Origin of the sequence: Pseudonocardia oroxyli (assembly GCF_900102195.1) — a bacterium.
Classification (GTDB): domain Bacteria; phylum Actinomycetota; class Actinomycetes; order Mycobacteriales; family Pseudonocardiaceae; genus Pseudonocardia; species Pseudonocardia oroxyli.
The window spans coordinates 179,981-200,054 of record NZ_FNBE01000007.1 but is presented as its reverse complement, the minus strand read 5'-3'; the positions used below and the strand labels follow the sequence as shown (position 1 = coordinate 200,054).

The window sequence follows — 20,074 nt, the reverse complement described above, 5'->3', positions numbered from 1 at the left end:
CCCAGTATGCGCGGGCCCGCGATCTCCGTTCACGCGGTCAGGCCGCGCATCAGGGTGTCGATCAGCGTGTCGTACTGGGCGGAGCGGTCCTCGTGCGGGCCGTTGTCGGTGAGCTCCAGCATCACCATGCCGTGGCCCGCGGACCACAGCGTGTAGGCCGCGGACTCGGGGTCGACGCGCAGGGGGGCGCGGGCGTTCCACCGGCGCATCACCTCGATGAACCCGCCGTAGTTGTCCCGGCCGGTGGCCCGCACGTCGGTGGTGAAGCGGTCCAGGCCGTGGCCGAACATCACCAGGAAGTAGTCCGGGTAGGCCAGGGCGATCTCGCGGTAGGCGAGGCAGGCGGCGCGGACGTCGCGCTCCGGGTCGTCGGAGAACCGCTGGGCCTCCTGCGCGGACCGCAGGCGCCGGTGGCCCTCGACGTACACGGCGTCGATCAGGCCCTGTTTGTCGCTGAAGTAGTGGTAGACGGCGATCGTGGAGCCGCCCGCCGCCGCGGCGACCCCGCGGACGGTGAATCCGCGGGGTCCCTCGGTGGCGAGGAGGTGGGCGGCGGCGTCCAAGGTGGCGGTCCGGACGTCCCCCGGGGCGCTCACGCCGAGAGCGCCAGGCGGTCGCGGGCGGCGGCGTACTCGTCCGACAGCCGCGCGACGAGATCCCGCACGGGCACGACGGCGTCGACCGCGCCGATGCCCTGGCCGCTGCCCCAGATGTCCTTCCAGGCCTTGGCGTCGCTCGTGCCGCCGGACCCGAAGTCCATCGTGGTGACGTCCCCGGCCGGGAGGTTCGCCGGGTCGAGGCCCGCCGCGCGGATGGAGGGGGCGAGGTAGTTGCCGTGCACGCCGGTGAACAGGTCGCTGTAGACGATGTCGGCCGAGGAGCCGTCCACGATGGCCTGCTTGTACTCGTCCTTGGCGGCGGCCTCGTCGGTGGCGATGAACGCCGAGCCGAGGTAGGCGAAGTCCGCGCCCATGGCCCGGGCCGCGAGCACTCCGGCGCCGGTCGCGATGGATCCGGACAGTGCGAGCGGTCCGTCGAACCACTGGCGGATCTCCTGGACCAGCGCGAAGGGGCTGCGCACGCCGGCGTGCCCGCCCGCGCCCGCGGCCACGGCGATCAGCCCGTCGGCGCCCTTGGAGACGGCCTTGCGCGCGAACCGGTCGTCGATCACGTCGTGCAGGACGACGGAACCCACGCTGTGGGCCGCCTCGTTGACGTCCTGGCGGGCGCCGAGCGAGGTGATCATGATCGGCACCCGGAACTCGACGCAGGTGGCGAGGTCCTCCTCCAGCCGGGTGTTGGACCGGTGGACGATCTGGTTGACCGCGAAGGGCGCGGACGGGCGCTCGGGGTGCTTCGCGTCGTACGCCGCGAGCTCCTCGGTGATCTCCGCGAGCCAGTCCCGCAGCAGGCTCGCCGGCCGCGCGTTCAGCGCCGGGAACGACCCGACGACGCCGGCCTTGCACTGCTCGATGACCAGGCGCGGGTTGCTGATGATGAACAGGGGCGCACCGATCACCGGCAGCCGGAGCCGGTCGAACACGGGCGGGAGGGTGTCGCTCAACGGGCTTCCCTTCGTCGGGCCTATAACAAGCGTTATAGCACGGCGCCGACGAGGCGCAGCGCGAACTCGACCTGCTGGGCGACCACCTCGTCCTCGGAGAGGGCGCCCTCCTCGCGGTACCAGGTGGCGAGGCCCATGCCCAGGTCGAGGACGGCGTAGGAGGCGAGCCGGACCGAGGCGACGTCGAAGGGGCCCTGCTCGATCAGGGTGCGGAAGCCGCGCTCGTACTCCGCGCGCTTCGCCAGCACGGTGCCGCGGTGCGGCTCCTCGAGGCTCCGCATCTCGCTCGCGCCGACGAACGCCTCCAGGCGGTGTCGGGCGTGGAAGCGGACGTGGGCGTCGACCGCGCGCCGCAGCCGTTCGACGGGGTCGCTCGTGCCGGCCAACGCCGCCGTGTGCGCCTCGATCAGGGCATCCATCGTGGACGTCAGCAGCGCCACGAGCAGCTCTTGCTTGGAGGAGACGTGCTTGTAGAGGCTGGGACCCCGGATGCCGACCGCGGTCCCGATGTCCGCCATCGTCGTGCCCTGGTACCCGTGTTCGGCGAACAGGCGCAGCGCGGCCTCCCCGATCGCCTCGCGCGTTGCCATGGGGTGAGGCTAACAACAATTAGCCACCACGGGCACCGGTGATGTGGTCGGATGGCTAGCGAGCATTAGCCGAACGAGGAGGCGCCGTGGCCGTCCAGGGACTCGACCTGCCCAAGCTCCAGGCGTACGTCGACGAGCACGTGCCGGGCACCGGCACACTCACCGCGGAGCTGCTGCACGGCGGCCGCTCCAACCTCACCTACCGGCTCACCGACGGCACCTCGACGTGGGTGCTGCGGCGCCCGCCGCTGGGCGGGCTCACGCCGTCGGCCCACGACATGAAGCGCGAGTACACCGTGGTCGCGGCGCTGCACGGGCACGGGGTGCCGGTCGCGAAGCCCGTCCTGCAGAGCGAGGACCCCGAGATCATCGGGGCGCCGTTCGCGGTCGTCGAGTTCGTGCCCGGGCGCACCATCGCCACCCGCGACCAGCTCGCCGCCCTGTCCGACACCGAGGTGCACGACTGCGCGTACGCCCTGGTCGACGCGCTGGCCGCGCTGCACGGCGTCGACCCCGCGGCCGTCGGACTGGGGGCGTTCGGCAAGCCTGCCGGGTACCTGGGCCGCCAGGTCCGCCGCTGGTACGACCAGTGGACCCGGGTCTCGACCCGCCCGCTGCCGGACGTCGAGGCGCTGCACGGGTGGCTGGCCGAGCACACGCCGGAGGAGTCCGGGGCGTCGATCGTGCACGGGGACTTCCGGATCGACAACGCGATCGTCGGCGAGACGGACGCCTCGGACGTCCGGGCGCTGGTGGACTGGGAGATGTCCACCCTGGGCGACCCGCTGTCCGACCTGGCGCTGCACGTCGTCTACTCGGACCCGGCGTTCGACCCGGTGCTGGCGGGCGGCGCGGCCGCCACCTCGCCGCGGCTGCCGGGGGCGGACGACCTCGTGGCCCGGTACACGAAGGCCGCGGGCCGCGAGATCGTGAACTGGGAGTTCTACCTCGCGCTGGCCTACTTCAAGATCGCGGTGATCGCGGAGGGCATCCACGCGCGGTTCGTCGCGGGCCAGACGGTCGGCGAGGGCTTCGAGACCGTGGGTTCAGCGGTCCCCGCCCTGGCCGCCGCAGGCGTGCGCACCGTCACCTGACCCGCATTGTGGAGCCACGACTGTCGTTTCGAGGCCTGTCAACGGCAGTGGTGGCTCCACAGTGCGATACAGGGTGAGGACGCTGCGGGCGAACGACCAGACCAGCGCGGTCAGGGCCGCGGCGACCAGGAGCGTGGTGAGCAGCAGGGACAGGAGGCCGCTGACGGCGGTCACCAGCACGACGCCCTGCGCGGCGGCGATCGCCTTCGCCGAGAACGACGGCGGGAGCGTCCCGGTCAGCCACGGCAGCAGCCAGCCCACCGCCACGAAGGCGTAGCGCAGGCCGCCGATCACCAGCACCCACGGCCCGAGCACCGCCGCCGCGGCGACGCTCAGCACCAGGATCAGGAACGCGTCCGTCTCCATGTCGAAGCGGGCGCCCAGCTCGCTGACCGTGCCGGTGTGCCGCGCGACCTTGCCGTCGACGAAGTCCAGCGCCAGGGCCACGGCGGCGAGCGGCACGAGCACCTCGACGCGCGGATCACCCGACCACCACCCGTCGGCGACCACCGCGGTCACGCCGCCGACGAGCAGCGCCCGGCCGAGGGTGACGAGGTCCGCGGGCCCCAACGTCGTCGCGTCCGCCCGGCGGACGGCGCCCGCCAGCAGGACCTGCAGCCCGAACGCGTAGACCAGACCGGCGAGCCAGCCCGCGGGGCCGGGGTCGATCGCGACCAGCACGGTGAGCTGCAGCAGCGCGGCGCCCGCCTGCTGGCGGTCGGCGAGCGTGCCGATTCGGGTCGGGGCCGGGGACGAGAGGTACACACTCCCCACACGGATCCCGACGGCTCCCGGTTCAGTCCGCTTCGCGGTCGCAGGCCTACGGTCGACGACATGGAGACCGACGCTCGCCTCAGCACCCCCGGCGACCCGGTGTGCGTGCCGGACTGGCTCGCGCTCCGGGAGCCCGCGGACGCCGCCGCCCGCTCGACCGAGCTGGTGGGGCTGCTCCCCGAGCCCGCGGTGGTGCGCGACCTCGGGTGCGGGTCGGGCTCGATGGGCCGCTGGCTGCGGCCGCTGCTGCGCACCGGCACCTGGTACCTCCACGACCGGGACCCGGTGCTGCTGGAGATCGCGGCGCGAGACGGCGGCATCCCCGTCGTCGGCGACCTGACGTCCGCGACCGCGCTCGACGCCGATCTCGTCACCTGCTCCGCGCTGCTGGACCTGCTGACCGCGCCCGAGGTGGACCGGCTGGTGGACCTGTGCGTCGAGGCGGGTGCCGCGGTCCTGTTCACCCTGTCGGTGACCGGCGGCGCGACCCTGTACCCCGCCGAGCCGCTCGACGCGCGGTTCGCCGCCGCCTTCGACGCCCACCAGCGCCGATCGGGCCTCCTCGGCCCGGACGCGGGCGCGTACGCGGCCGCCGCCCTCCGCGCCCGGGGCGCCCGGGTGCAGACCCGCGAGTCCCCGTGGCGGCTCACCCAGGGGCCGCTGCTGGAGGAGTGGTTGCGGGGGTGGATCTCCGCGGCCGTCGCGCAGGACCCGGCGCTGGCCGCCGAGGCCGGTCCCTACCTGCGCCGGCGCCTCGCCGATCCCGACCTGCGTGCGACCGTCCCGCACCTGGACCTCTGCGCCCCCGGCGCTCGTGCGTGGTAAGTGGTGCTCTGGCACCACTCACCACGCACGGGCGGCGGAGCCGCTCACCGGAAGGTGGACAGGAAACGGTCGCGGAAGGCGTCCATGCGCCACACCGGGGCGTCGGGGCCGGGACGCAGGCCCGGCTGCCACTGCCAGGCCTGCGAGACGGTGTCGAGGACCTGCTGGTCCCTCGTGACCACCGAGATCGGGACGTCCCGGCTCGGGCTGTCGTGGGTGATCATCGGCACCGGCTGGTGGTCGCCCAGCACGATCAGCACCAGATCGTCGTCCCCGCTGTGCTGCACCCAGCTGACCAGCGAGTTCAGTGAGTACTCGATGGACTCGCGGTAGTTGGTGCGGACCCGGTCCTCGTCCTGCCAGATGACGTCCGGCGGGTCGAGCCCCGCGACGTCCGTCGCGTAGGTCGAGCCGTCCCCGATCTCGTCCCACGGCCGCAGAGCCGGCACCGCGATCCACGGGGTGTGGCTGGAGGTCAGGGTGATCTCCGCCCCCAGCGGGCCGGGGAGGTCCTTCGTCTTCGCGTCGTACTGGGCGAGCGCGTACTGGTCCGGCATCGGTGACCAGCCGAAACCGGGCCCCCGGTAGCCGAGGCCGTGGGCGTCGTAGTAGCTGTCGACGCCGTAGAAGCGGCTCTCCGGCCACGGCTCGGTGGTGCCGGGCATGATCCCGACGGTCTGGCGGCCGGTCCGCTGCAGCGCCTTGCTGAGCGTCAGCCGGTCGCTGGTGGTGAGGCTGCGGTAGCGCTGCTGGTTGTCGATCCACAGCCCGGACGACAGCGTCGCGTGCGCGAGCCAGCTGCCGCCGCCCGCGATCGGCGAGGTCAGCCACCCGCTGCGGGCGCCGAACCCGTCGGCGGCCAGCGTGCTGGTCCCGGCGTCGAGCGTGGCGTCGACCCGGGTGGCGTACTGCGGGTCCTCGACGGCGCTGCGCCCGTAGCTCTCCACGTACGCGATCACCACGTCCTTGCCGCGCAGCGCGGTGAGGAGCCGGTCGGGCGGGGTGTCGCGGAAGGCGTCGTTCGCGGCGACCTTCGCGAACTCCTGCTCGTCGTGCAGGCTGACCGGGATCTGGCTGCCCACGCTCCACGCCAGTGAGGCGGCGCTCCGGCTCGCCAGGGGCACGGGCGGCGCCAGGGTGGCGCCGGTGACCGCGCAGACCAGCCAGACCACGGCCACCCCGCCGAGCACCCGGGTCCCGGGCAGCCTGCCCGCCAGGCGCCGGACCGCGAGCGCCGTGAGGACCGGGATCGCGAGGGTGAGCAGCCCCGCCCCGACCATCGCGCCCACGGCGGCGACCCGGCCCGCGGACTCGGCGACGTAGTCCGCGGCGTTGCCCAGCAGCGGCAGGTCGAGCACCGGGTCGAACGGCCGGGCGAGCGCGGAGCGGAAACCCAGGTCGGCGATCCGCAGGACGAGCAGGACGCCGATCAGCGCCCCGCCCGCGAGCGCGGCGGCGGTGCGGGCCCGGCCGCGCAGGACCAGCAGCACCGCCGCGCCCGCGAGGGCCTCGACCGGGATCCGGACGAACGCCTCGGGCGTGAGCTGGGAGACCTCCCCGGGCACGACGAGCGCCCCGAGCACCAGCAGCGCCGCGAGGGCGGTGAGCAGGCCCGACCAGACCGTCCGACTCGCGTGGCCGAACCGGGGGGCTCGCGGGGTGTTCTCCGCGAGTCCTCCACCCCGGCCGCGCGACTCTCCGGCATCGGCCACGCGAGTCGGGTCCGCGAGCCGTGCCGTCGTCCGCACGTCCGCTGCGGGCGTCGGGTCGTCCGCGCCGCCTCCGGTGTCCTGCACCCGGCCTCCTCGTGTCGCCGTCGTCGGGGGACACGGCGGGGGGCCGCGCGGGGTTCACCCGGCGCGGCGAACGGCCGCCGCCGTCAGGCGAGCGGCTCGACCGCGTCCCCGACCCGGAGCACGGCGCCCGGTTCGTCCGGGATGAGGTTCGTGCCGAACACGATGGCCTTGCCCATCCGCCGGTGCCGGGCGAGCGTGGCGAGCGGCTCCCGGCCCTTCTCCCCGGTGTCCGGGTCGACGGTCGTGAGCACGCAGCGCCCGCAGGGCTTCACCGCGCGGAACCGGGCGCCGCCGATCCGCAGGACCGACCAGTCGTCCTCCGCCCAGGCGGCCGAGCCGGAGACCACGACGTTCGGCCGGAAGCGGGTCATCGGGACCGGGCCCTCGGCGGCGTCGACGCCCTCGGCGATCCAGTCGTTCAGGGCGTCCAGGCTCGCGTCGGTGGTGAGCAGCAGCGGGTACCCGTCCGCGAACGAGACACGGTCGCCGGGCTCGCCGAACTCGGGATCGACCGGGCGCCGGGTGGGGTCGTCCAGGTGCACCAGCCGCAGCTCGGTGCCCATGACCTCGGTGAGCCAGGCCGCGGCGGCCTCCCCGGCGGACGTGGCCTTGAGGCTGCTCCGCCAGACCACGACGCCCTCGAGCCCCTCCCCCTCGGGGAACGGCACCCGGAGCGGCTCGGCGCCCGGGGCGTGCAGCGTGACCCCGCCCTCGTCGAGCACGGGGTGGATCAGCACCAGCCGGGGCAGCGTGCGCGCGGTGGCGAACACGCCCTCCGGGTCGGTGATCATCCAGCGGCGGTCGCCCGCAGGCCCCCACGGCTCCACGACGGCCTCGCGCAGCTGCTCCCCCCGGCAGGACTTCACCGGGTAGCGGGCCAGTGAGCTCACGACGAGGGACACCGCGCCATCGTAGGAGAGCAGGATGCCCCTCGTGAGTCGGTTCGTCGCCCTGGTCCCCCCGCCGGAGGTCCGCGCGGCGATCCGGGCCCTCCTGCCGTCGGCCCCGCAGGTGCGGTGGACCGCGCCCGCGCAGTGGCACGTGACCCTGCGCTTCCTCGGGCAGGCCGACCCGCCCGACCTCGCCGCGATCGCCCAGGGGACCGCGCCCTTCACCCTGGCGGTGCGCGGGGCGGGCCGGTTCGACGACCGGGTCCTCTGGGCGGCGCTCGCCGGGGAGACCGACCGCCTGCACGCGCTCGCCGCGGCCCTGGGCGCGGCCGACTACCGGCCGCACCTCACGCTGGGCTTCGGCTCCGGCCTGTCGCCGCTGGTCACGGCCCTGCGGGAGCTGCGCACCCCGCCGTGGACGGTCCGCGAGATCGTCCTGTTCCGAAGCGAGCGCGGGGTGTACTCCCCGCTCGGGTCCTGGGCGCTCAGCGGCCCGTGAGGCGCTCCACCACCGGGGCCAGGGCCTCGGCGAATCCTTCGCTCACGGCGAAGTAGCTCACGCCCAGGGTCTCGCGGCGGCGCTCCAGCTCGGCGACCATCTCGTCCGTCGAGCCGCGCAGGACGGCCAGGGTGTCCGCCGACCGCATGGCCTCCGCGGCACCCGGGCCCGCCCAGCGGACCGCCCAGTCCGGGATCTCGTCGCCGACCACGAACACGTTCATCCCCAGCTCGAGGTGCTCGATGCCGCGGGCCATCCGGGCCACCTCCTCGCGGGGTGTGGCCGGCTGGGCCGCGAGCATCACGATGTCGGCCTCCTCGGCGGCCAGCGCCAGCGCCTTCGGGCCCGCCGCCGCCATCAGGACGGGGGTCCGCACCTCGCCGTCGAGCTCGCGGAGCGCGTGGATCGCCGCGCGGACCCCGTCCAGCCGCTCGGCCGCGGTGCCCCACGGCAGACCGAGTGCCTCGGCCTCCCCGCGCGCGTCCGGACGGCCGGTGCCGATGCCCAGCTCGAAGCGGCCGCCGGTCAGCGCCGACAGGGTGTGCGCCTCGCGGGCGGTGACGCCGGCCGGACGCAGGGGCCCGGCCAGCACGAACGGGCAGATCCGCAGCGTCGGCGCGGCGACGGCGGCCGCCGCGAGGCTGAGCATCGGCTCGTGCAGGTGCAGGTTGTCCGGGGTCAACAGGGTCGAGTAGCCGAGGTCGGTGATCCGCCGGGCCCGGTCGAGCCAGGCCGGACCGGGCCCCTGCGGCGCCGCGACCACACCGAAGCGGAAGGCTGCGCTCATCGTTCCCCCTTGAAGTCGTTACAAACCAGAACGATTCCCTTGCGGATACGATTTGTCAAGGGATACGGTTCCGCGGTGACGGCAGCGTTCCTCCTGTCCCAGTTGGGTGTCCACGCGGCCGCGGCGTTCGGCGAGCGGATCGCCGCGCTGGACCTGACGCCGCCGCAGACGGGGCTGATCAGGCTGGTCGCCGCCGAGCCCGGGTTGCCGCAGCAGGCGATCGCGGCCCGGCTGGGCATGCCGGCGAGCAGGCTCGTCGCGCTGGTCGACGGGCTGGACGAGCGTGGGATCGTCGAGCGCAGGCGCAATCCGGAGGACCGCAGGCTGCACGCCCTGCACCTCACGGAGGCGGGAGGGGAGCTGCTCGCCCGGATCGCCGCCGTCGGGAGGGAGCACGACGAGGCGATCACCGCGGCGCTCGACCCGGGCGAACGGAAGGTCCTGCGCGACCTGCTGGAACGCATCGCGGAGCAGCAGGGGCTGACGCCGGGGGTACATCCCGGCTACCGGCGCCTCTGAGGGTCGTGAGCGGCGATGGTCGCCATGGCGACCATCGCCGCTCACGGGGTTCAGGACAGGGCCGAGACGTCCATGTAGGCGACCTCCCAGTGGTGTCCGTCGTTGTCGAGGAACGAGCGGCCGTACATCCAGCCCTCGTCCATCGGGTCCTTCGCCTTCGCCCCGCCGTGGGCCAGCGCGGCGTCCGCGATCCGGTCGACCTCCTCGCGGCTCTCGACGCCGAGCGCGACGATCACCTCGGTCGAGTCCGTGGTCACCGGCCGGACGGCGAAGCCGCCGAAGTGGTCCGGGGTGAGCAGCATCGCGGAGATGCCCGGGCCGAGCTCCAGGGCGACGGACTGGTCGGAGCAGAAGTCCTCGTTGAAGGTGTAGCCCAGCGCCGTCCAGAAGGCGCGGGTCGCGGCGATGTCGGAGATCTGCAGGTTCACGAAGATGTTCGTGGTGGCCATGATGCGGGTCCGTTCTGTCCGATGTGTCGGTGTCGTCCTCGGGTAGACGGCGGTCGTGCTCGGAACTCATCGGTCGGGCTGCCAGGCTGTCCCGCATGACGACCGCCGAGCAGTCCGGGGCCCGCCGGGACCGCAGGTTCTTCGGGCAGCCGCTCCTGCTCTCGACCCTGTTCGGGGTGGAGCTGTGGGAGCGGTTCTCCTTCTACGGGATGCAGGGCATCCTGCTGATCTACCTCTACTACTCCACGGCGCAGGGCGGGCTCGGGATCTCCGAGGCCACCGCGACCGGGATCGTCGGGGCCTACGGCGGGCTCGTCTACCTCTCGACGATCGTCGGCACCTGGCTGGCGGACCGCGTGCTCGGGGCCGAGCGCACGCTCTTCTACGCCGCGTTCGTGGTGATGCTCGGCCACATCGCGCTGTCCGTGCTGCCGGGTCTGCTCGGCGTCGGCGTGGGGCTGGTGCTGATCGCGCTCGGCTCCGGCGGGGTCAAGGGCAACGCGACGGCGCTCGTCGGCACCCTCTACGCCCCCGGCGACGAGCGGCGGGACGCCGGGTTCTCCCTGTTCTACCTGGGCATCAACCTCGGCGGCCTGGTCGGCCCGCTGCTCACGGCCTGGCTGGCGGACGTCGGCGGGTTCCACGTCGGCTTCGGGGTCGCGGCGGTCGGGATGGCCCTCGGGCTGATCCAGTACTCGATCTTCCGGAAGGGCCTGCCGGACGCGTCGCACGAGGTGCCGTCGCCGCTCACCGCGAGCGAGCGCACCCGCATGATCGTGCTGGTCGCCGCGGCCGTGGTGGTGATCGTGGTGCTGGCGCTGACCGGCGTGCTGAGCGCGGGGACGCTCGACCTCGCCGTCATCGTCGTGACGGTCGCGGCGACCATCGGCTACTTCGCCCTCCTGCTGACCAGCCCCAAGGTCAGCCGCGTCGAGCGGCGCCGGGTGCTCGCGTTCATCCCGCTGTGGATCGCCAGCGCGGCCTTCTGGTCGCTCTACCAGCAGCAGTTCACCGTGATCACCCTCTACTCGGACCAGCGGCTGGACCGGAACCTGTTCGGCTGGGAGTTCCCCGTCGGCTGGGTGCAGTCGATCAACCCGGTGTTCATCGTCGTGCTGTCCGGGGTGTTCGCGGCGCTGTGGACGAGGCTCGGCGACCGCCAGCCCGCCACGCCGGTGAAGTTCGGGCTCGGCGCGGCGATCATGGGCGTGGCGTTCCTGCTGTTCCTGCCGCTGTCCGGCGGCGGGCCGAACAGCGTGGCGCTGCTGCCCTTCGTCGGGATCCTGCTGGTGTTCACCGTGGCCGAGCTGATGATCTCCCCGGTGGGCCTGTCGGTGTCCACGAAGCTCGCACCGCAGGCCTACCGGGCCCAGATGGTCGGGCTGTTCTTCCTGTCCGTGGCCCTCGGCAGCGTGCTCTCCGGGACCCTGGCAGGCTTCTAAGCGAGGACTCCGAGAGCGCGTACTTCGGGGTCCTCGGAGCGGTCGCCATCGTGGTCGGGCTGCTGGTCATGGTGTCGACGCCGCTGCTCAGGCGGCTGATGGAGGGGGTCAAGTGACGGTCCGTTGGGGTGTCGTGGGGCCGGGGCGGATCGCCCGGAACGTGGCCGCGGACTTCGTGCACGTCCCGGACGCGGAGTTGACGGCGGTGGCCTCCCGCTCGAAGGAGCGGGCGCAGGCCTTCGCCGCCGAGTTCGGGATCACCTCCGTGCACGACTACCGCACGATCCTGGAGGACCCGGACGTCGACGTCCTCTACCTGGCGACGCCGCACCCCCAGCACCGGGCCATGGCGCTGGCCGCGATCCGCGCGGGCAAGCACCTGCTGGTCGAGAAGGCCTTCACGGTCACGCCCGAGGCCACGCGCGAGATCGCCGCCGCGGCCGCCGAGCACGGCGTGTTCGTGATGGAGGCGATGTGGACGCGCTTCCAGCCCGCGATCGTGCGGCTGCGCGAGCTCGTGGCCGACGGCGCCATCGGCGAGGTCAGCGCGGTGCAGGCCGATCTCGGCGCCAAGCAGAACGCCGCCCCCGAGGACCGGTTCTTCAACCCGGCGCTCGGCGGCGGCGCGTTGTTCGACCTCACCGTGTACCCGATCTCGTTCGCGCAGATGATCCTCGGCACGCCGGCGTCGGTGCACGCCCACGGGCTGGTCGAGGGCGTCGACGTGGAGGAGTCGGTGCTGCTCGGCTACCCCGGCGGCCGATCGGCGACGCTGTTCACGAGCCTGCGCTGCCAGTCCCCGGGCATGGCCCGGGTGGTGGGCACCGACGGCTGGATCGAGGTGCCGCCGCGCTTCCACCACCCGTCCCGCCTGGTCGTGACGCGCCACGGTGCCGGCACCGAGGAGCTGTCGCTGCCGCCGGTCGGCGCGGGCTACTCGCACGAGCTCGCCGAGGTCACCTCGTGCATCCTGGCCGGGCGGGTGGAGTCCCGGGTCATGCCCCTCGCCGACACGGTGGCCGTGCAGGACATCATGGCCGCGGTGGCCGACCAGCTGGGCCTGCAGGTCCAGGAGGGCCCGGCCGATCTCGAACACTAGTTCGATCCACAGCTGTGGATGACCCTGTGGACAACCCCTCGTGAGCGGCGATGGTCGCTCTGGCGACCATCGCCGCTCACGGCTCATCGGCGGCGGGTGCGGCGGGTGGCGGGCATGTCCATGCGGTCGCCGAGCATCGTGCGGCAGACGCGCACGGCGTGGTCCCGCAGGGCGTCGTCCTCCTCGGCGCGGCGGGCCAGGAGATCGAGGATGGACGCGAGGCCGAACGCGTACTCCGGGTTGGGCAGCGCGCCGGCGTAGTGGGCCTGGACGGCGTCGTGGCGCAGCCAGGCCGCCGCGCGGGTGATCAGCTGCTGGTCCGCGCGCAGGGCGGTCTGGCGGCGGCGTTCGTACGGGTGCACTTCTCCCCCGAGGGTCGTGGACGACGGGGATCCGGGGGAAGCGGACCGGCCCACCACGATGCCCGTCCGCCCGCCCCGAACCAAGCCCCTGTCCGGTCACACCACGAGGAGTGCGAACCCGACCACGAGGAGCAGCGTGCGCAGGGTGTGCGCCCGGTTCCACGGCCGCGCGAAGCCGTCCCAGCTCCCACCCCGGTCCAGCGCCGTGTTGAGCGGGATGTTCACGCCGATCGTGATCAGGTGTCCGCCGGTCACGACGAGTGCCGCACCGGCCGCGAGCCGCCAGGACCCGTCCAGGGCCGCCCAGACGGCGAGGACCGCGCCCGCGAGGCCGGTGCCCGTGAACAGCACGCCGAACAGGGGGTTCACGATCGCTCGGTTGATCGCCCGCATGGCGGCGGCCGCCTCGCCGTCGGGCCTGCGGTGCAGGCCCGGCATGACCGCCACGGAGAAGGCGAGGTAGATCCCCGCGAGCAGGCCCGCGCCGATCGCGGTCCCGATGACCAGCGCGTTCACACCGGCGCACCGAGCGCCTGCGCCCACTGCTCCACGGTCGTCGGGGTCCGGGGGTCCGTCCCGCGCCACGCGATCCGGTCCGAGTTGAAGAACGCGTTCATCTCCAGATGCAGTTCGGTGACGTCTGCGGGCAGCCCGGCCTGCAGGAATGCGGCCTGCAGGGCCGCGTCGGGAATCCGCTGGTAGGTGGCGCCGAGGGCCGCCACCGCCTGCGGGATCGTGATCTCCTGGCCGATCACCTCGCGGACGCCGGTGTCCCGTCCACCCCGCAGCGCGGCCGCCGCGACGTCCCCGATGTCCCGGGTGGCGACCATCGGCAGCCGGACCTCGGGATCGATGGTGTCGTGGTGGACGCCGGTCGCCCGGATGCCCTCGAGACCGGGCAGGAAGGACTCGAAGAACAGGCCCGGCCGCAGGAACAGCAGGTCCGCGTCGAGCGTGGCGAGCCGCTGCTCCTGGCGGTGCAGGCTCGTCAGGAACCCGGTGCCGGAGGGCAGCTCGGCGCCCAGCGAGCTCAGCGCGACGACGTACGGCACGCCCGCGGCGCGCAGGCCCTCGGTGATCGCCTCGCCCATCCGGTCCTGGTGGGCGTGGTAGCCGACCTCGAACAAGCTGAGCGGCAGCAGGACGTACGCGGCCTCGGCGCCGTCGAACGCGCGGGCCATGGCCTCGCGGTCGGTGGCGTCGGCCTGCACGGGCCCCCGCCGCGAGACCCCGCGGACCTCGACACCCGCCTCGGCGAGCCGCTGCGCGACCCGTCCGCCGGTGTTCCCCGTGGCTCCCAGAACGGTGATCATGTCGTTCCCCTTCGTCGGCGTGCGTCCAGCATCTCGGCTCGACGCTGGACGGTGAATGACCATCAGTCCGCTCTTGATGCTCGTTCGTCCAGAGCGCTAGCGTCTCGGGCATGCCTCCTCCGTCGCAGCCGCCCTGGACGCCGTCGGACGCGGTCGGTGAAGCCCTGCACGTCCTGCGGATGAGCGGGGCGTTCTACTGCCGCTCCGAGCTCACCGCGCCGTGGGGCGCCACCATGCCCGCGATGCCGGGCTGCCTCTGGTTCCACGTCGTCACCGAGGGGCGCTGCCTGCTCGAGGTGGGTGACGACCTGCTGGAGCTGGGCCCGGGGGACATCGTGCTCATCCCGCCGGGCGGCGGGCACGTGATGCGCAGCGAGCCCGACGTCTCGGCCCCGTCGGTGCTCGCGATCGCGCACGAGCTGTCCGGCGACAACTACGCGCTGCTCCGGTACGGCGGCGGCGGCGCGCAGACGGTGCTGGTCTGCGGCGCCGTCAAGTTCGCACACCCGGCCGCCCGCACGCTCGTCGGGCTGCTGCCGGAGCTGATCCACATCCCGGTCTCCCCGCTGTCCGGTCGGCTGCAGGACACCGTGCGGCTGATCGCGGCGGAGGCGGAGGAGATGCGGCCCGGCGGCGAGGCGGTGCTGACCCGGCTGGCGGACGTGCTGGTCATCCAGGCCATCCGCGCCTGGCTGGAGACGGCGCCGCGCACGGGGTGGATCGGCGCGCTCGCCGATCCGCAGATCGGCCGGGCCCTCGCCCAGCTGCACCGGGACCCGGCGAAGGACTGGACGGTCGCCTCCCTGGCCGCGGAGGCGGCGATGTCCCGCTCGGCCTTCGCGGCCCGCTTCACCGAGATCGTCGGCGAGTCCGCGATGGCGTACGTGACGCGCTGGCGGATGAACCTCGCCCTGGACCGGCTCGGCGAGGGCGCGACGGTCGCCCGGATCGCCGCCGAGCTCGGCTACCGGTCGGAGGCGGCCTTCAGTCGGGCGTTCACCCGGGTGGTGGGGGAGCCACCGTCGGCGGCACGGCGGCGGGCGGCCTGACGAGCGCCCGGGCGGCGGGCGACGCCAACCAGAGCGCGGCCACCGCCGAGACCACGGCGAGCCCGGCGAGCCCGGGTGCGAACTCGCCGCCGCCGACCGTCGCGAGCAGCAGCGGGACGAAGAAGCCCAGGTAGGAGCAGGCGTAGAAGGTCCCGGTCAGGGCGCCGCGGGCGGTCGGGTCGGCCAGCCTGGCGACGAGGGTGAGCCCGGTGGCGAGGCAGATCCCGTAGGCCAGGCCGAGCAGCGCGGACACCGGCAGGACGAGCTGCCAGCGGCCGCTGGTGTCCGCGAGCAGGCCGATCGCCGTGCCCGCCGCGCCCAGGCCGAGGGCGACCGCGCCCGCGTACCCGACCCCCAGCCGTCGGACGAGGGGTTGGACGGCCACGCCCGCGCCCATCGTGATCCCCGCGACCACCCCGGTCACGGCCACCCCGACGCCCGGCATGACCGGCTCCAGCTCCAGCGGCAGGACGTTCACGGCGGTCGCGGCGTAGGCGAACACCCCGATCGCGATCGGCGCCACGACCAGCACGAACGCCCGCCCCGCACCGGGCGGCACACCGAGGTCGACCAGGGGGCCGTGGCGCGGGTGCGCCAGGGTCTCGGGGATGCGCCAGACGAGCACCACCGCGGGCGCGAGCAGGGCGACGTGCACGAGGTACGGCAGGATCGCGGGCGCCGGTCCCCACTGCCCGAGCAGCCCGGCGACCAGCGGGCCGAACGCCCACCCGCCCCCGAGCGCGACGGCGGTGGCCTGCGCGGCGTCCGGGCGGGACTCGGCGAGCCACGCCGTGCCCACGCTGAAGACCACGCCGGACACCGCGCCCTGCAGGAAGCGGGCCGCGAAGAGCACCCACACCGCGGACGGCACGGCGAGGAACAGCAGCGAGGTCACCGCCGCGAGGACCACGAACGGCGCTACCACCCTCGCCCGGCCGACCCGGTCCGAGAGCGGGCCCGCGAGCAGCAGTGCGGGGACGAGCCCGGCGGCGTAGACACCGAAGGCACCGGTCAGCGCGGTGGGGGAGAGGCCCAGCTCGGCGCGGTAGAGCAACAGCAACGGTGTGGGCACGTTGGTGCCGAACGCGACCGCGAAGATCACGAACCAGAGCGCCCGACCACCGTGTCGCACGCCTGCGAGAGTAGACGGGGCACTAACCCCATTCGAGCCAGGAACCGCCCGGATGCGCGCGGCCGAGCAGCTGCGCCGAGGCCACGCCGCCCCGGACCGAGACCCGGCCGATCACCCCGAAGACCCCGCCGTCGCGGTTCTCGGCGAGCCAGTGCGGGGGCACGTCGAGGCCCTGGACCGTGGTGGTCGCCTCCGGGCCGAGCGGGACGAGCGGGTCGACGGAGATCCAGTCCAGGTCGCGGCCCAGCCCGGTGACCAGCTCGCGGAACCGGGCCAGCCGTTCGGGACCCAGGAAGACGTGCACATACGTGTCGACCAGGCAGATCGCGGTGTCCGCGGGGAGCCGCGAGACGACGGCGGGCAGGACCTCCAGCAGGTCCCCGCGCACGATCTCCGCGGGCTCGGCGCGGGCCAGGTCCACCGCGGCGGCGAACCGGGTGACCGCCCCCACCTCGGGCGGCACGCAGGCCGCGAGCCAGGCCGCGGTGGCCGGATCGGTCAGGTCGGAGGGCTCGACGTCCACGCCGACCCGGGCGGTGACCGACAGCCCGTCCGGAAGGGGAGGGACGGCGGTGCCGCGGACGGTGCAGCGGACCGTCAGCGGGCCCGAGCCCACGGCGCGGACGGTGCCGTCCGGCAGCGTGTACTCGTAGCCGTAGCGGTCGGGCCGCAGGCCGAAACCCGCCCCGGTCCCGAGGTCGACGAGCGCGAGCGGGCGGCCGGTCTCCGCGGCGACCGCGCCGAGCACGGGCAGCACGTCGATGCTGCGGGTGACCTCGTTCATCTGGTAGCGGTGCCGGGCGCAGAGCTCCGCGATCCGCTCCCGCCGGTCGCGGACCAGGGCCGCCAGGGCGGGCCGGAACCCGCCGTCGTCGGGCGGCTGGGTGCCGCCGGGGACGGGGAAGTAGCGGCGGACCGGGTCCGCCCCCGCCGTCGACACGGCGGTGAGCGCGGCGGACAGCAGCAGCGCGGGCCTGCGGTCGGGCGGGATCGCGGCGCCGATGTCCTGCAGCACCTCGTCCTCGGCGACCGCGGAGAGCAGTGCCGCCGTGAGCCACCAGCTCGGTGGGGACCCCGGTGCCGACCAGGCGTCCGCGATCGCGCGGGCCTCATCCGCCACGGTGCTCATGCCGACGGACTCGGGGCCGGGCCGGGCGCCGTTAGCGGTCTCGATCTGAGACACCGGCCGTGCATGTGAGCCAGCACACTGTGCCGATGGCTGCGATGCGAATGCTCCGGCTCATCGTCCACGCCCGCAGCAGACAGCCGGTGTTGGTCCTCGGCGAGGTCGACGGCGACCGCTGCCTGCCCGTCTTCCTCCGCCCCCAGCAGGCCGAGGTGATCGCGGTCGGGCCCCGTGCGGCGGCCGACGACCAGGGCCAGGTCCAGGACGTCCTGGTCCCGGTGGTCGGGGCGCTCGGGGCGCGGATCGTGGCGGCCGAGCTGACCGCGCTGGTCGACGGCGTCTACGAGGCCGAGCTGGTCCTGCGCGACGTCGAGGACGCCGAGGTCCGGGTGGGTGTCCGCCCGAGCGACGCGTTGGCCGTCGCGGTGCGCGAGGGCTTGGGCATCAGCGTCGCGGACGCGATCCTCGACGAGGTCGGGCAACCCGTCAGCGACCTGTTCCCCGACGGCGCCGACGCGCCCCCCGCCGAGCAGCTCAAGGACTTCCGCGAGTTCCTCGACGAGGTCAGCCCGGACGACTTCCGCTGACCAGCTCCGGGTACGCCGGGAGGTCGATCGTCTCGGCGCGGCTGAAGAACAGCCGCCGGGAGAGACCGCGCAGGGGGCGCGAGACCATCAGCCGCATCGTCCACATGCGGTTGCGGATCGCGGCGTCCGTGCGCGGCAGGTAGCCGGTGATCCCGCCGGGCGGCAGCGTCTGCCCGAGCGTGACGTACGGCCGCATTCGGCGCTCGTAGGCGGCGAAGGCGTCCGCCACGTCGCCGTGCGCGCCCAGCTCGCCCGCCAGCACGTACGCCCCGACCAGCGCGAGGCTCGTCCCCAGGCCGGTCAGCGGGCTGGGGCCGTAGCCGGCGTCCCCGACCAGGGCGACCCGCCCGGACGTCCAGCCGTCCATCCGGACCTGCCCCACGAGGTCGAGCAGGAAGTCCGGCGCGGTCCGCATCGACTCCACCAGCCGCGGCACGACCCAGCCCATGCCCGCCATCTTCTGTGCGACGAGCTCGCGCGCGGCCTCCTGGGTCATGCGCGGCAACGGGTCGGAGAGGAACGACAGGCCCGCCTTCGCCTGCCCGGGCGTCGAGTCCGGGCGGATCGACGCGACGCGCCCGGGCTCGTTGTACATCGCGTACCAGCCCGCGAGACCCACGGGATCGGGGGCGGTGAACCAGGCCGTGTACCCGCCGAGGGGATGGACGAACCGCTCCTCCGGCCCGAACGCCAGACGCCGGACCCCGGAGTGCGGGCCGTCCGCGCCGACGATCACGTCGACCTCCCGCTGCTGCCCGTCGGAGAGGGTGACCAGGCGGTCGTCGAGCGCGGTGACGGTGCGGCCGTAGAGGTACTCGGCCTCCGGCGTCGCCTCGAGCAGGATCCGCGCGAGGTCGCCGCGCAGGATCTCGAACTCCGAGACGATCCCGTCCCCGCCGAGGTCCTCGACGCGCATCTCGGCGCGGTGCCTGCCTGCGGCGTCGACGTAGGCGATGCCCTCCTGGTCCAGGCACGCCGCGCGGACCGCGGGCAGCAGGCCCATCCGCTCGATCACGGTCCGTCCGGCGCCGCGCAGGTCGACGGTCTGTCCGCCCGGCCGGGGCCCGGGCGCGGCCTCGACGACCGTGACGGCGAACCCCTGTCGGTGCAGCCAGTAGGCGAGCGCGGGGCCCGCGATGCCGGCCCCGGAGACGAGTGCGGTGCGCTTCATGACCGGAGGATGGCACGTCGAGTACGGTGTACGCAGGTGTTCGCCAGTTCATTCAGTCTCACGGTGCAACGCGCTCTAGTGCGGCTCGGAGGTGCGCCGCCGGTGCACTAGTACGGGAGGTGGCATGGGGTACACGGACGTCGTCGCGGTGCTCCGCGGACGGATCGCGGCGGGCGAGCTCGCGCCGGGGGACCGGATCCCGTCGACCCGCCGGATCGTCGCGGAGTTCGGCGTCGCGATGGCCACGGCGTCGAAGGTGATCGCCGAGCTGCGGCGCGAGGGCCTCGTGCGGGTGCAGCCCGGGGTGGGGACGATCGTCGTCGGACGGGAGCCGGAGCCCGAGCTCGGCCGCGGCCGGATCCTGCGCGCGGCGATCCGCGTCGCCGACGCGGAGGGCGTCGACGCGGTGACGATGCGCCGGGTCGCCTCCGAGCTCGGCACCGCGGCGATGTCGCTGTACCGCCACGTCCCCGGCAAGGACGATCTCCTGCTGCTGATGCGGGACGCGGTGTTCGGCGAGTTCCCGCTGCCCGCCGTGCCGCCCGCGGGCTGGCGGCGGCAGCTGGAGGTGTCCATGCGGACCCTCTGGGCGCTGTACCGCCGCCATCCCTGGCTGGCCCGCACGACGTCGCTGACCAGGCCGTACGCCGGGCCGAACCAGCTGGAGTACTCGGAGTGGAACCTCCGCGCGCTGACCGGGCTCGGCCTCGACGAGCCGACGGTCCTCCGCCTGCACCTGGCGTTGTTCGGCTACGTGCACGGATCGGCCGCGAGCCTGGAGAGCGAGTCGCGCGCCGAGGCGGACACCGGCGTCACCTTCTGGCAGTGGGTGGAGGCGCGGGAGTCCCAGACCCGCTCGGTCCTCGAGTCCGGCCGCTTCCCGCACAGCGTCCGGGTGTTCCTGCACGCGGACGTGGCCTTCGACCTCGACGAGATCTTCGAGACCGGCCTGGCGGCCGTGCTCGACGGGGTCCGGGCCCGGATCACCTCCGGCTGAGTCCCGCGG

Annotated in this window: 22 protein-coding genes and 1 pseudogene; 9 read left to right on the top strand and 14 right to left on the bottom strand. The window is 74.0% G+C overall.

What is annotated here, in order from left to right; genetic code table 11:
* Positions 1-29 precede the first annotated feature (29 nt).
* Genes BLS43_RS29970 through BLS43_RS12990 form a run of 3 tightly spaced genes read right to left on the bottom strand, consistent with a single transcriptional unit; the run spans position 30 to position 2,154 of the window.
* Positions 30-596 (bottom strand): TetR/AcrR family transcriptional regulator, encoded by a 567-nt coding sequence (locus tag BLS43_RS29970; protein WP_176921307.1) that lies wholly within the window; start codon positions 594-596, stop codon positions 30-32.
* The gene (locus BLS43_RS12995; RefSeq protein ID WP_093083347.1) at positions 593-1,564 is read right to left on the bottom strand and encodes an NAD(P)H-dependent flavin oxidoreductase; all 972 of its coding nucleotides are present in this window, start codon (positions 1,562-1,564) and stop codon (positions 593-595) included. The genes BLS43_RS29970 and BLS43_RS12995 overlap by 4 nt, the downstream gene beginning before the upstream one ends.
* A gap of 32 nt (positions 1,565-1,596) precedes the next feature.
* Entirely contained in the window at positions 1,597-2,154 is a 558-nt protein-coding gene (locus BLS43_RS12990; protein WP_093083344.1) for a TetR/AcrR family transcriptional regulator, read from the bottom strand.
* An 86-nt stretch (positions 2,155-2,240) separates the two neighbouring features.
* Between BLS43_RS12990 and BLS43_RS12985 the strand changes: the two genes are divergently transcribed.
* Entirely contained in the window at positions 2,241-3,248 is a 1,008-nt protein-coding gene (locus tag BLS43_RS12985) for a phosphotransferase family protein (protein ID WP_093083341.1), read from the top strand.
* Here the strand turns inward: BLS43_RS12985 and BLS43_RS12980 are convergent.
* Entirely contained in the window at positions 3,201-4,013 is an 813-nt protein-coding gene (locus BLS43_RS12980) for a CDP-alcohol phosphatidyltransferase family protein (protein ID WP_093083338.1), read from the bottom strand. The genes BLS43_RS12985 and BLS43_RS12980 overlap by 48 nt on opposite strands.
* Positions 4,014-4,082: 69 nt before the next feature.
* Here BLS43_RS12980 and BLS43_RS12975 point away from each other — a divergent pair, with 69 nt between their 5' ends.
* Positions 4,083-4,847, top strand: coding sequence for a class I SAM-dependent methyltransferase (locus BLS43_RS12975; RefSeq protein WP_093083335.1), 765 nt, complete (start codon positions 4,083-4,085; stop codon positions 4,845-4,847).
* A 44-nt stretch (positions 4,848-4,891) separates the two neighbouring features.
* Here the strand turns inward: BLS43_RS12975 and BLS43_RS12970 are convergent, their stop codons facing one another.
* A complete protein-coding gene (locus BLS43_RS12970) occupies positions 4,892-6,643 on the bottom strand; it encodes an LTA synthase family protein (RefSeq protein WP_245707466.1) in 1,752 nt (583 codons plus the stop codon).
* Between the two features lie 83 nt (positions 6,644-6,726).
* Positions 6,727-7,545 carry an MOSC domain-containing protein gene (locus BLS43_RS12965; RefSeq protein ID WP_093083333.1) on the bottom strand — a complete coding sequence of 273 codons (819 nt, stop codon included), beginning with the start codon at positions 7,543-7,545 and terminating at the stop codon, positions 6,727-6,729.
* Between the two features lie 22 nt (positions 7,546-7,567).
* On the opposite strand from BLS43_RS12965, the gene thpR reads away from it, so the two are divergent.
* Positions 7,568-8,032: an RNA 2',3'-cyclic phosphodiesterase gene (gene thpR / locus BLS43_RS12960; RefSeq protein WP_093083330.1), complete on the top strand. Its 465-nt coding sequence runs from the start codon at positions 7,568-7,570 to the stop codon at positions 8,030-8,032.
* Here thpR and BLS43_RS12955 read toward each other — a convergent pair.
* A complete protein-coding gene (locus BLS43_RS12955) occupies positions 8,019-8,819 on the bottom strand; it encodes an LLM class flavin-dependent oxidoreductase (RefSeq protein ID WP_093083327.1) in 801 nt (266 codons plus the stop codon). The genes thpR and BLS43_RS12955 overlap by 14 nt on opposite strands.
* Before the next feature lie 75 nt (positions 8,820-8,894).
* Here BLS43_RS12955 and BLS43_RS12950 point away from each other — a divergent pair, with 75 nt between their 5' ends.
* Entirely contained in the window at positions 8,895-9,338 is a 444-nt protein-coding gene (locus tag BLS43_RS12950) for a MarR family winged helix-turn-helix transcriptional regulator (protein ID WP_093083324.1), read from the top strand.
* Positions 9,339-9,388: 50 nt separating this feature from the next.
* Here BLS43_RS12950 and BLS43_RS12945 read toward each other — a convergent pair whose 3' ends face one another.
* Entirely contained in the window at positions 9,389-9,787 is a 399-nt protein-coding gene (locus BLS43_RS12945) for a VOC family protein (RefSeq protein ID WP_093083321.1), read from the bottom strand.
* A gap of 95 nt (positions 9,788-9,882) precedes the next feature.
* Between BLS43_RS12945 and BLS43_RS12940 the strand changes: the two are divergent.
* Positions 9,883-11,345, top strand: a pseudogene (locus BLS43_RS12940) (peptide MFS transporter).
* Entirely contained in the window at positions 11,342-12,328 is a 987-nt protein-coding gene (locus BLS43_RS12935; protein WP_093083318.1) for a Gfo/Idh/MocA family protein, read from the top strand. The pseudogene BLS43_RS12940 and the gene BLS43_RS12935 overlap by 4 nt, the downstream one beginning before the upstream one ends.
* Before the next feature lie 83 nt (positions 12,329-12,411).
* On the opposite strand, the gene BLS43_RS12930 is transcribed toward BLS43_RS12935, so the two are convergent.
* The 3 genes from BLS43_RS12930 to BLS43_RS12920 form a co-directional block, all read right to left on the bottom strand.
* Positions 12,412-12,690 carry a hypothetical protein gene (locus tag BLS43_RS12930; RefSeq protein WP_093083315.1) on the bottom strand — a complete coding sequence of 93 codons (279 nt, stop codon included), beginning with the start codon at positions 12,688-12,690 and terminating at the stop codon, positions 12,412-12,414.
* Between the two features lie 96 nt (positions 12,691-12,786).
* Positions 12,787-13,206, bottom strand: coding sequence for an anthrone oxygenase family protein (locus BLS43_RS12925; protein WP_245707465.1), 420 nt, complete (start codon positions 13,204-13,206; stop codon positions 12,787-12,789).
* The gene (locus BLS43_RS12920) at positions 13,203-14,003 is read right to left on the bottom strand and encodes an NAD(P)H-binding protein (protein WP_176921305.1); all 801 of its coding nucleotides are present in this window, start codon (positions 14,001-14,003) and stop codon (positions 13,203-13,205) included. Before BLS43_RS12920 ends, BLS43_RS12925 begins: the two co-directional genes overlap by 4 nt.
* A gap of 110 nt (positions 14,004-14,113) precedes the next feature.
* On the opposite strand from BLS43_RS12920, the gene BLS43_RS12915 reads away from it, so the two are divergent.
* A complete protein-coding gene (locus tag BLS43_RS12915) occupies positions 14,114-15,052 on the top strand; it encodes an AraC family transcriptional regulator (RefSeq protein WP_093083310.1) in 939 nt (312 codons plus the stop codon).
* Here BLS43_RS12915 and BLS43_RS12910 read toward each other — a convergent pair.
* Complete coding sequence (locus BLS43_RS12910; RefSeq protein ID WP_176921304.1) at positions 15,000-16,184, bottom strand: MFS transporter; 1,185 nt, start codon at positions 16,182-16,184, stop codon at positions 15,000-15,002. The two genes, BLS43_RS12915 and BLS43_RS12910, sit on opposite strands and share 53 nt — an antisense overlap.
* Before the next feature lie 22 nt (positions 16,185-16,206).
* On the bottom strand, positions 16,207-17,367 hold the full coding sequence (locus BLS43_RS12905) for a DUF2332 domain-containing protein (RefSeq protein WP_143030027.1): 1,161 nt from the start codon (positions 17,365-17,367) through the stop codon (positions 16,207-16,209).
* A 32-nt stretch (positions 17,368-17,399) separates the two neighbouring features.
* Here BLS43_RS12905 and BLS43_RS12900 point away from each other — a divergent pair, with 32 nt between their 5' ends.
* Entirely contained in the window at positions 17,400-17,897 is a 498-nt protein-coding gene (locus tag BLS43_RS12900; protein ID WP_093083301.1) for a bifunctional nuclease family protein, read from the top strand.
* On the opposite strand, the gene BLS43_RS12895 is transcribed toward BLS43_RS12900, so the two are convergent.
* The gene (locus BLS43_RS12895) at positions 17,875-19,068 is read right to left on the bottom strand and encodes an FAD-dependent monooxygenase (protein ID WP_093083298.1); all 1,194 of its coding nucleotides are present in this window, start codon (positions 19,066-19,068) and stop codon (positions 17,875-17,877) included. The two genes, BLS43_RS12900 and BLS43_RS12895, sit on opposite strands and share 23 nt — an antisense overlap.
* A 124-nt stretch (positions 19,069-19,192) precedes the next feature.
* Between BLS43_RS12895 and BLS43_RS12890 the strand changes: the two genes are divergently transcribed.
* The gene (locus BLS43_RS12890) at positions 19,193-20,065 is read left to right on the top strand and encodes a TetR/AcrR family transcriptional regulator C-terminal domain-containing protein (RefSeq protein WP_093083296.1); all 873 of its coding nucleotides are present in this window, start codon (positions 19,193-19,195) and stop codon (positions 20,063-20,065) included.
* The last annotated feature ends 9 nt before the right edge of the window (positions 20,066-20,074 follow it).

Bases quoted from the DNA above. Each gene is read 5' to 3' on its own strand.
- BLS43_RS12990 (WP_093083344.1), bottom strand. From the start codon at position 2,154: ATGGCAACGCGCGAGGCGATCGGGGAGGCCGCGCTGCGCCTGTTCGCC.
- BLS43_RS12975 (WP_093083335.1), top strand. From the start codon at position 4,083: ATGGAGACCGACGCTCGCCTCAGCACCCCCGGCGACCCGGTGTGCGTG.
- thpR (WP_093083330.1), top strand. From the start codon at position 7,568: ATGCCCCTCGTGAGTCGGTTCGTCGCCCTGGTCCCCCCGCCGGAGGTC.
- BLS43_RS12955 (WP_093083327.1), bottom strand. From the start codon at position 8,819: ATGAGCGCAGCCTTCCGCTTCGGTGTGGTCGCGGCGCCGCAGGGGCCC.
- BLS43_RS12945 (WP_093083321.1), bottom strand. From the start codon at position 9,787: ATGGCCACCACGAACATCTTCGTGAACCTGCAGATCTCCGACATCGCC.
- BLS43_RS12920 (WP_176921305.1), bottom strand. From the start codon at position 14,003: ATGATCACCGTTCTGGGAGCCACGGGGAACACCGGCGGACGGGTCGCG.
- BLS43_RS12915 (WP_093083310.1), top strand. From the start codon at position 14,114: ATGCCTCCTCCGTCGCAGCCGCCCTGGACGCCGTCGGACGCGGTCGGT.
- BLS43_RS12900 (WP_093083301.1), top strand. From the start codon at position 17,400: ATGGCTGCGATGCGAATGCTCCGGCTCATCGTCCACGCCCGCAGCAGA.
- BLS43_RS12895 (WP_093083298.1), bottom strand. From the start codon at position 19,068: ATGAAGCGCACCGCACTCGTCTCCGGGGCCGGCATCGCGGGCCCCGCG.
- BLS43_RS12890 (WP_093083296.1), top strand. From the start codon at position 19,193: ATGGGGTACACGGACGTCGTCGCGGTGCTCCGCGGACGGATCGCGGCG.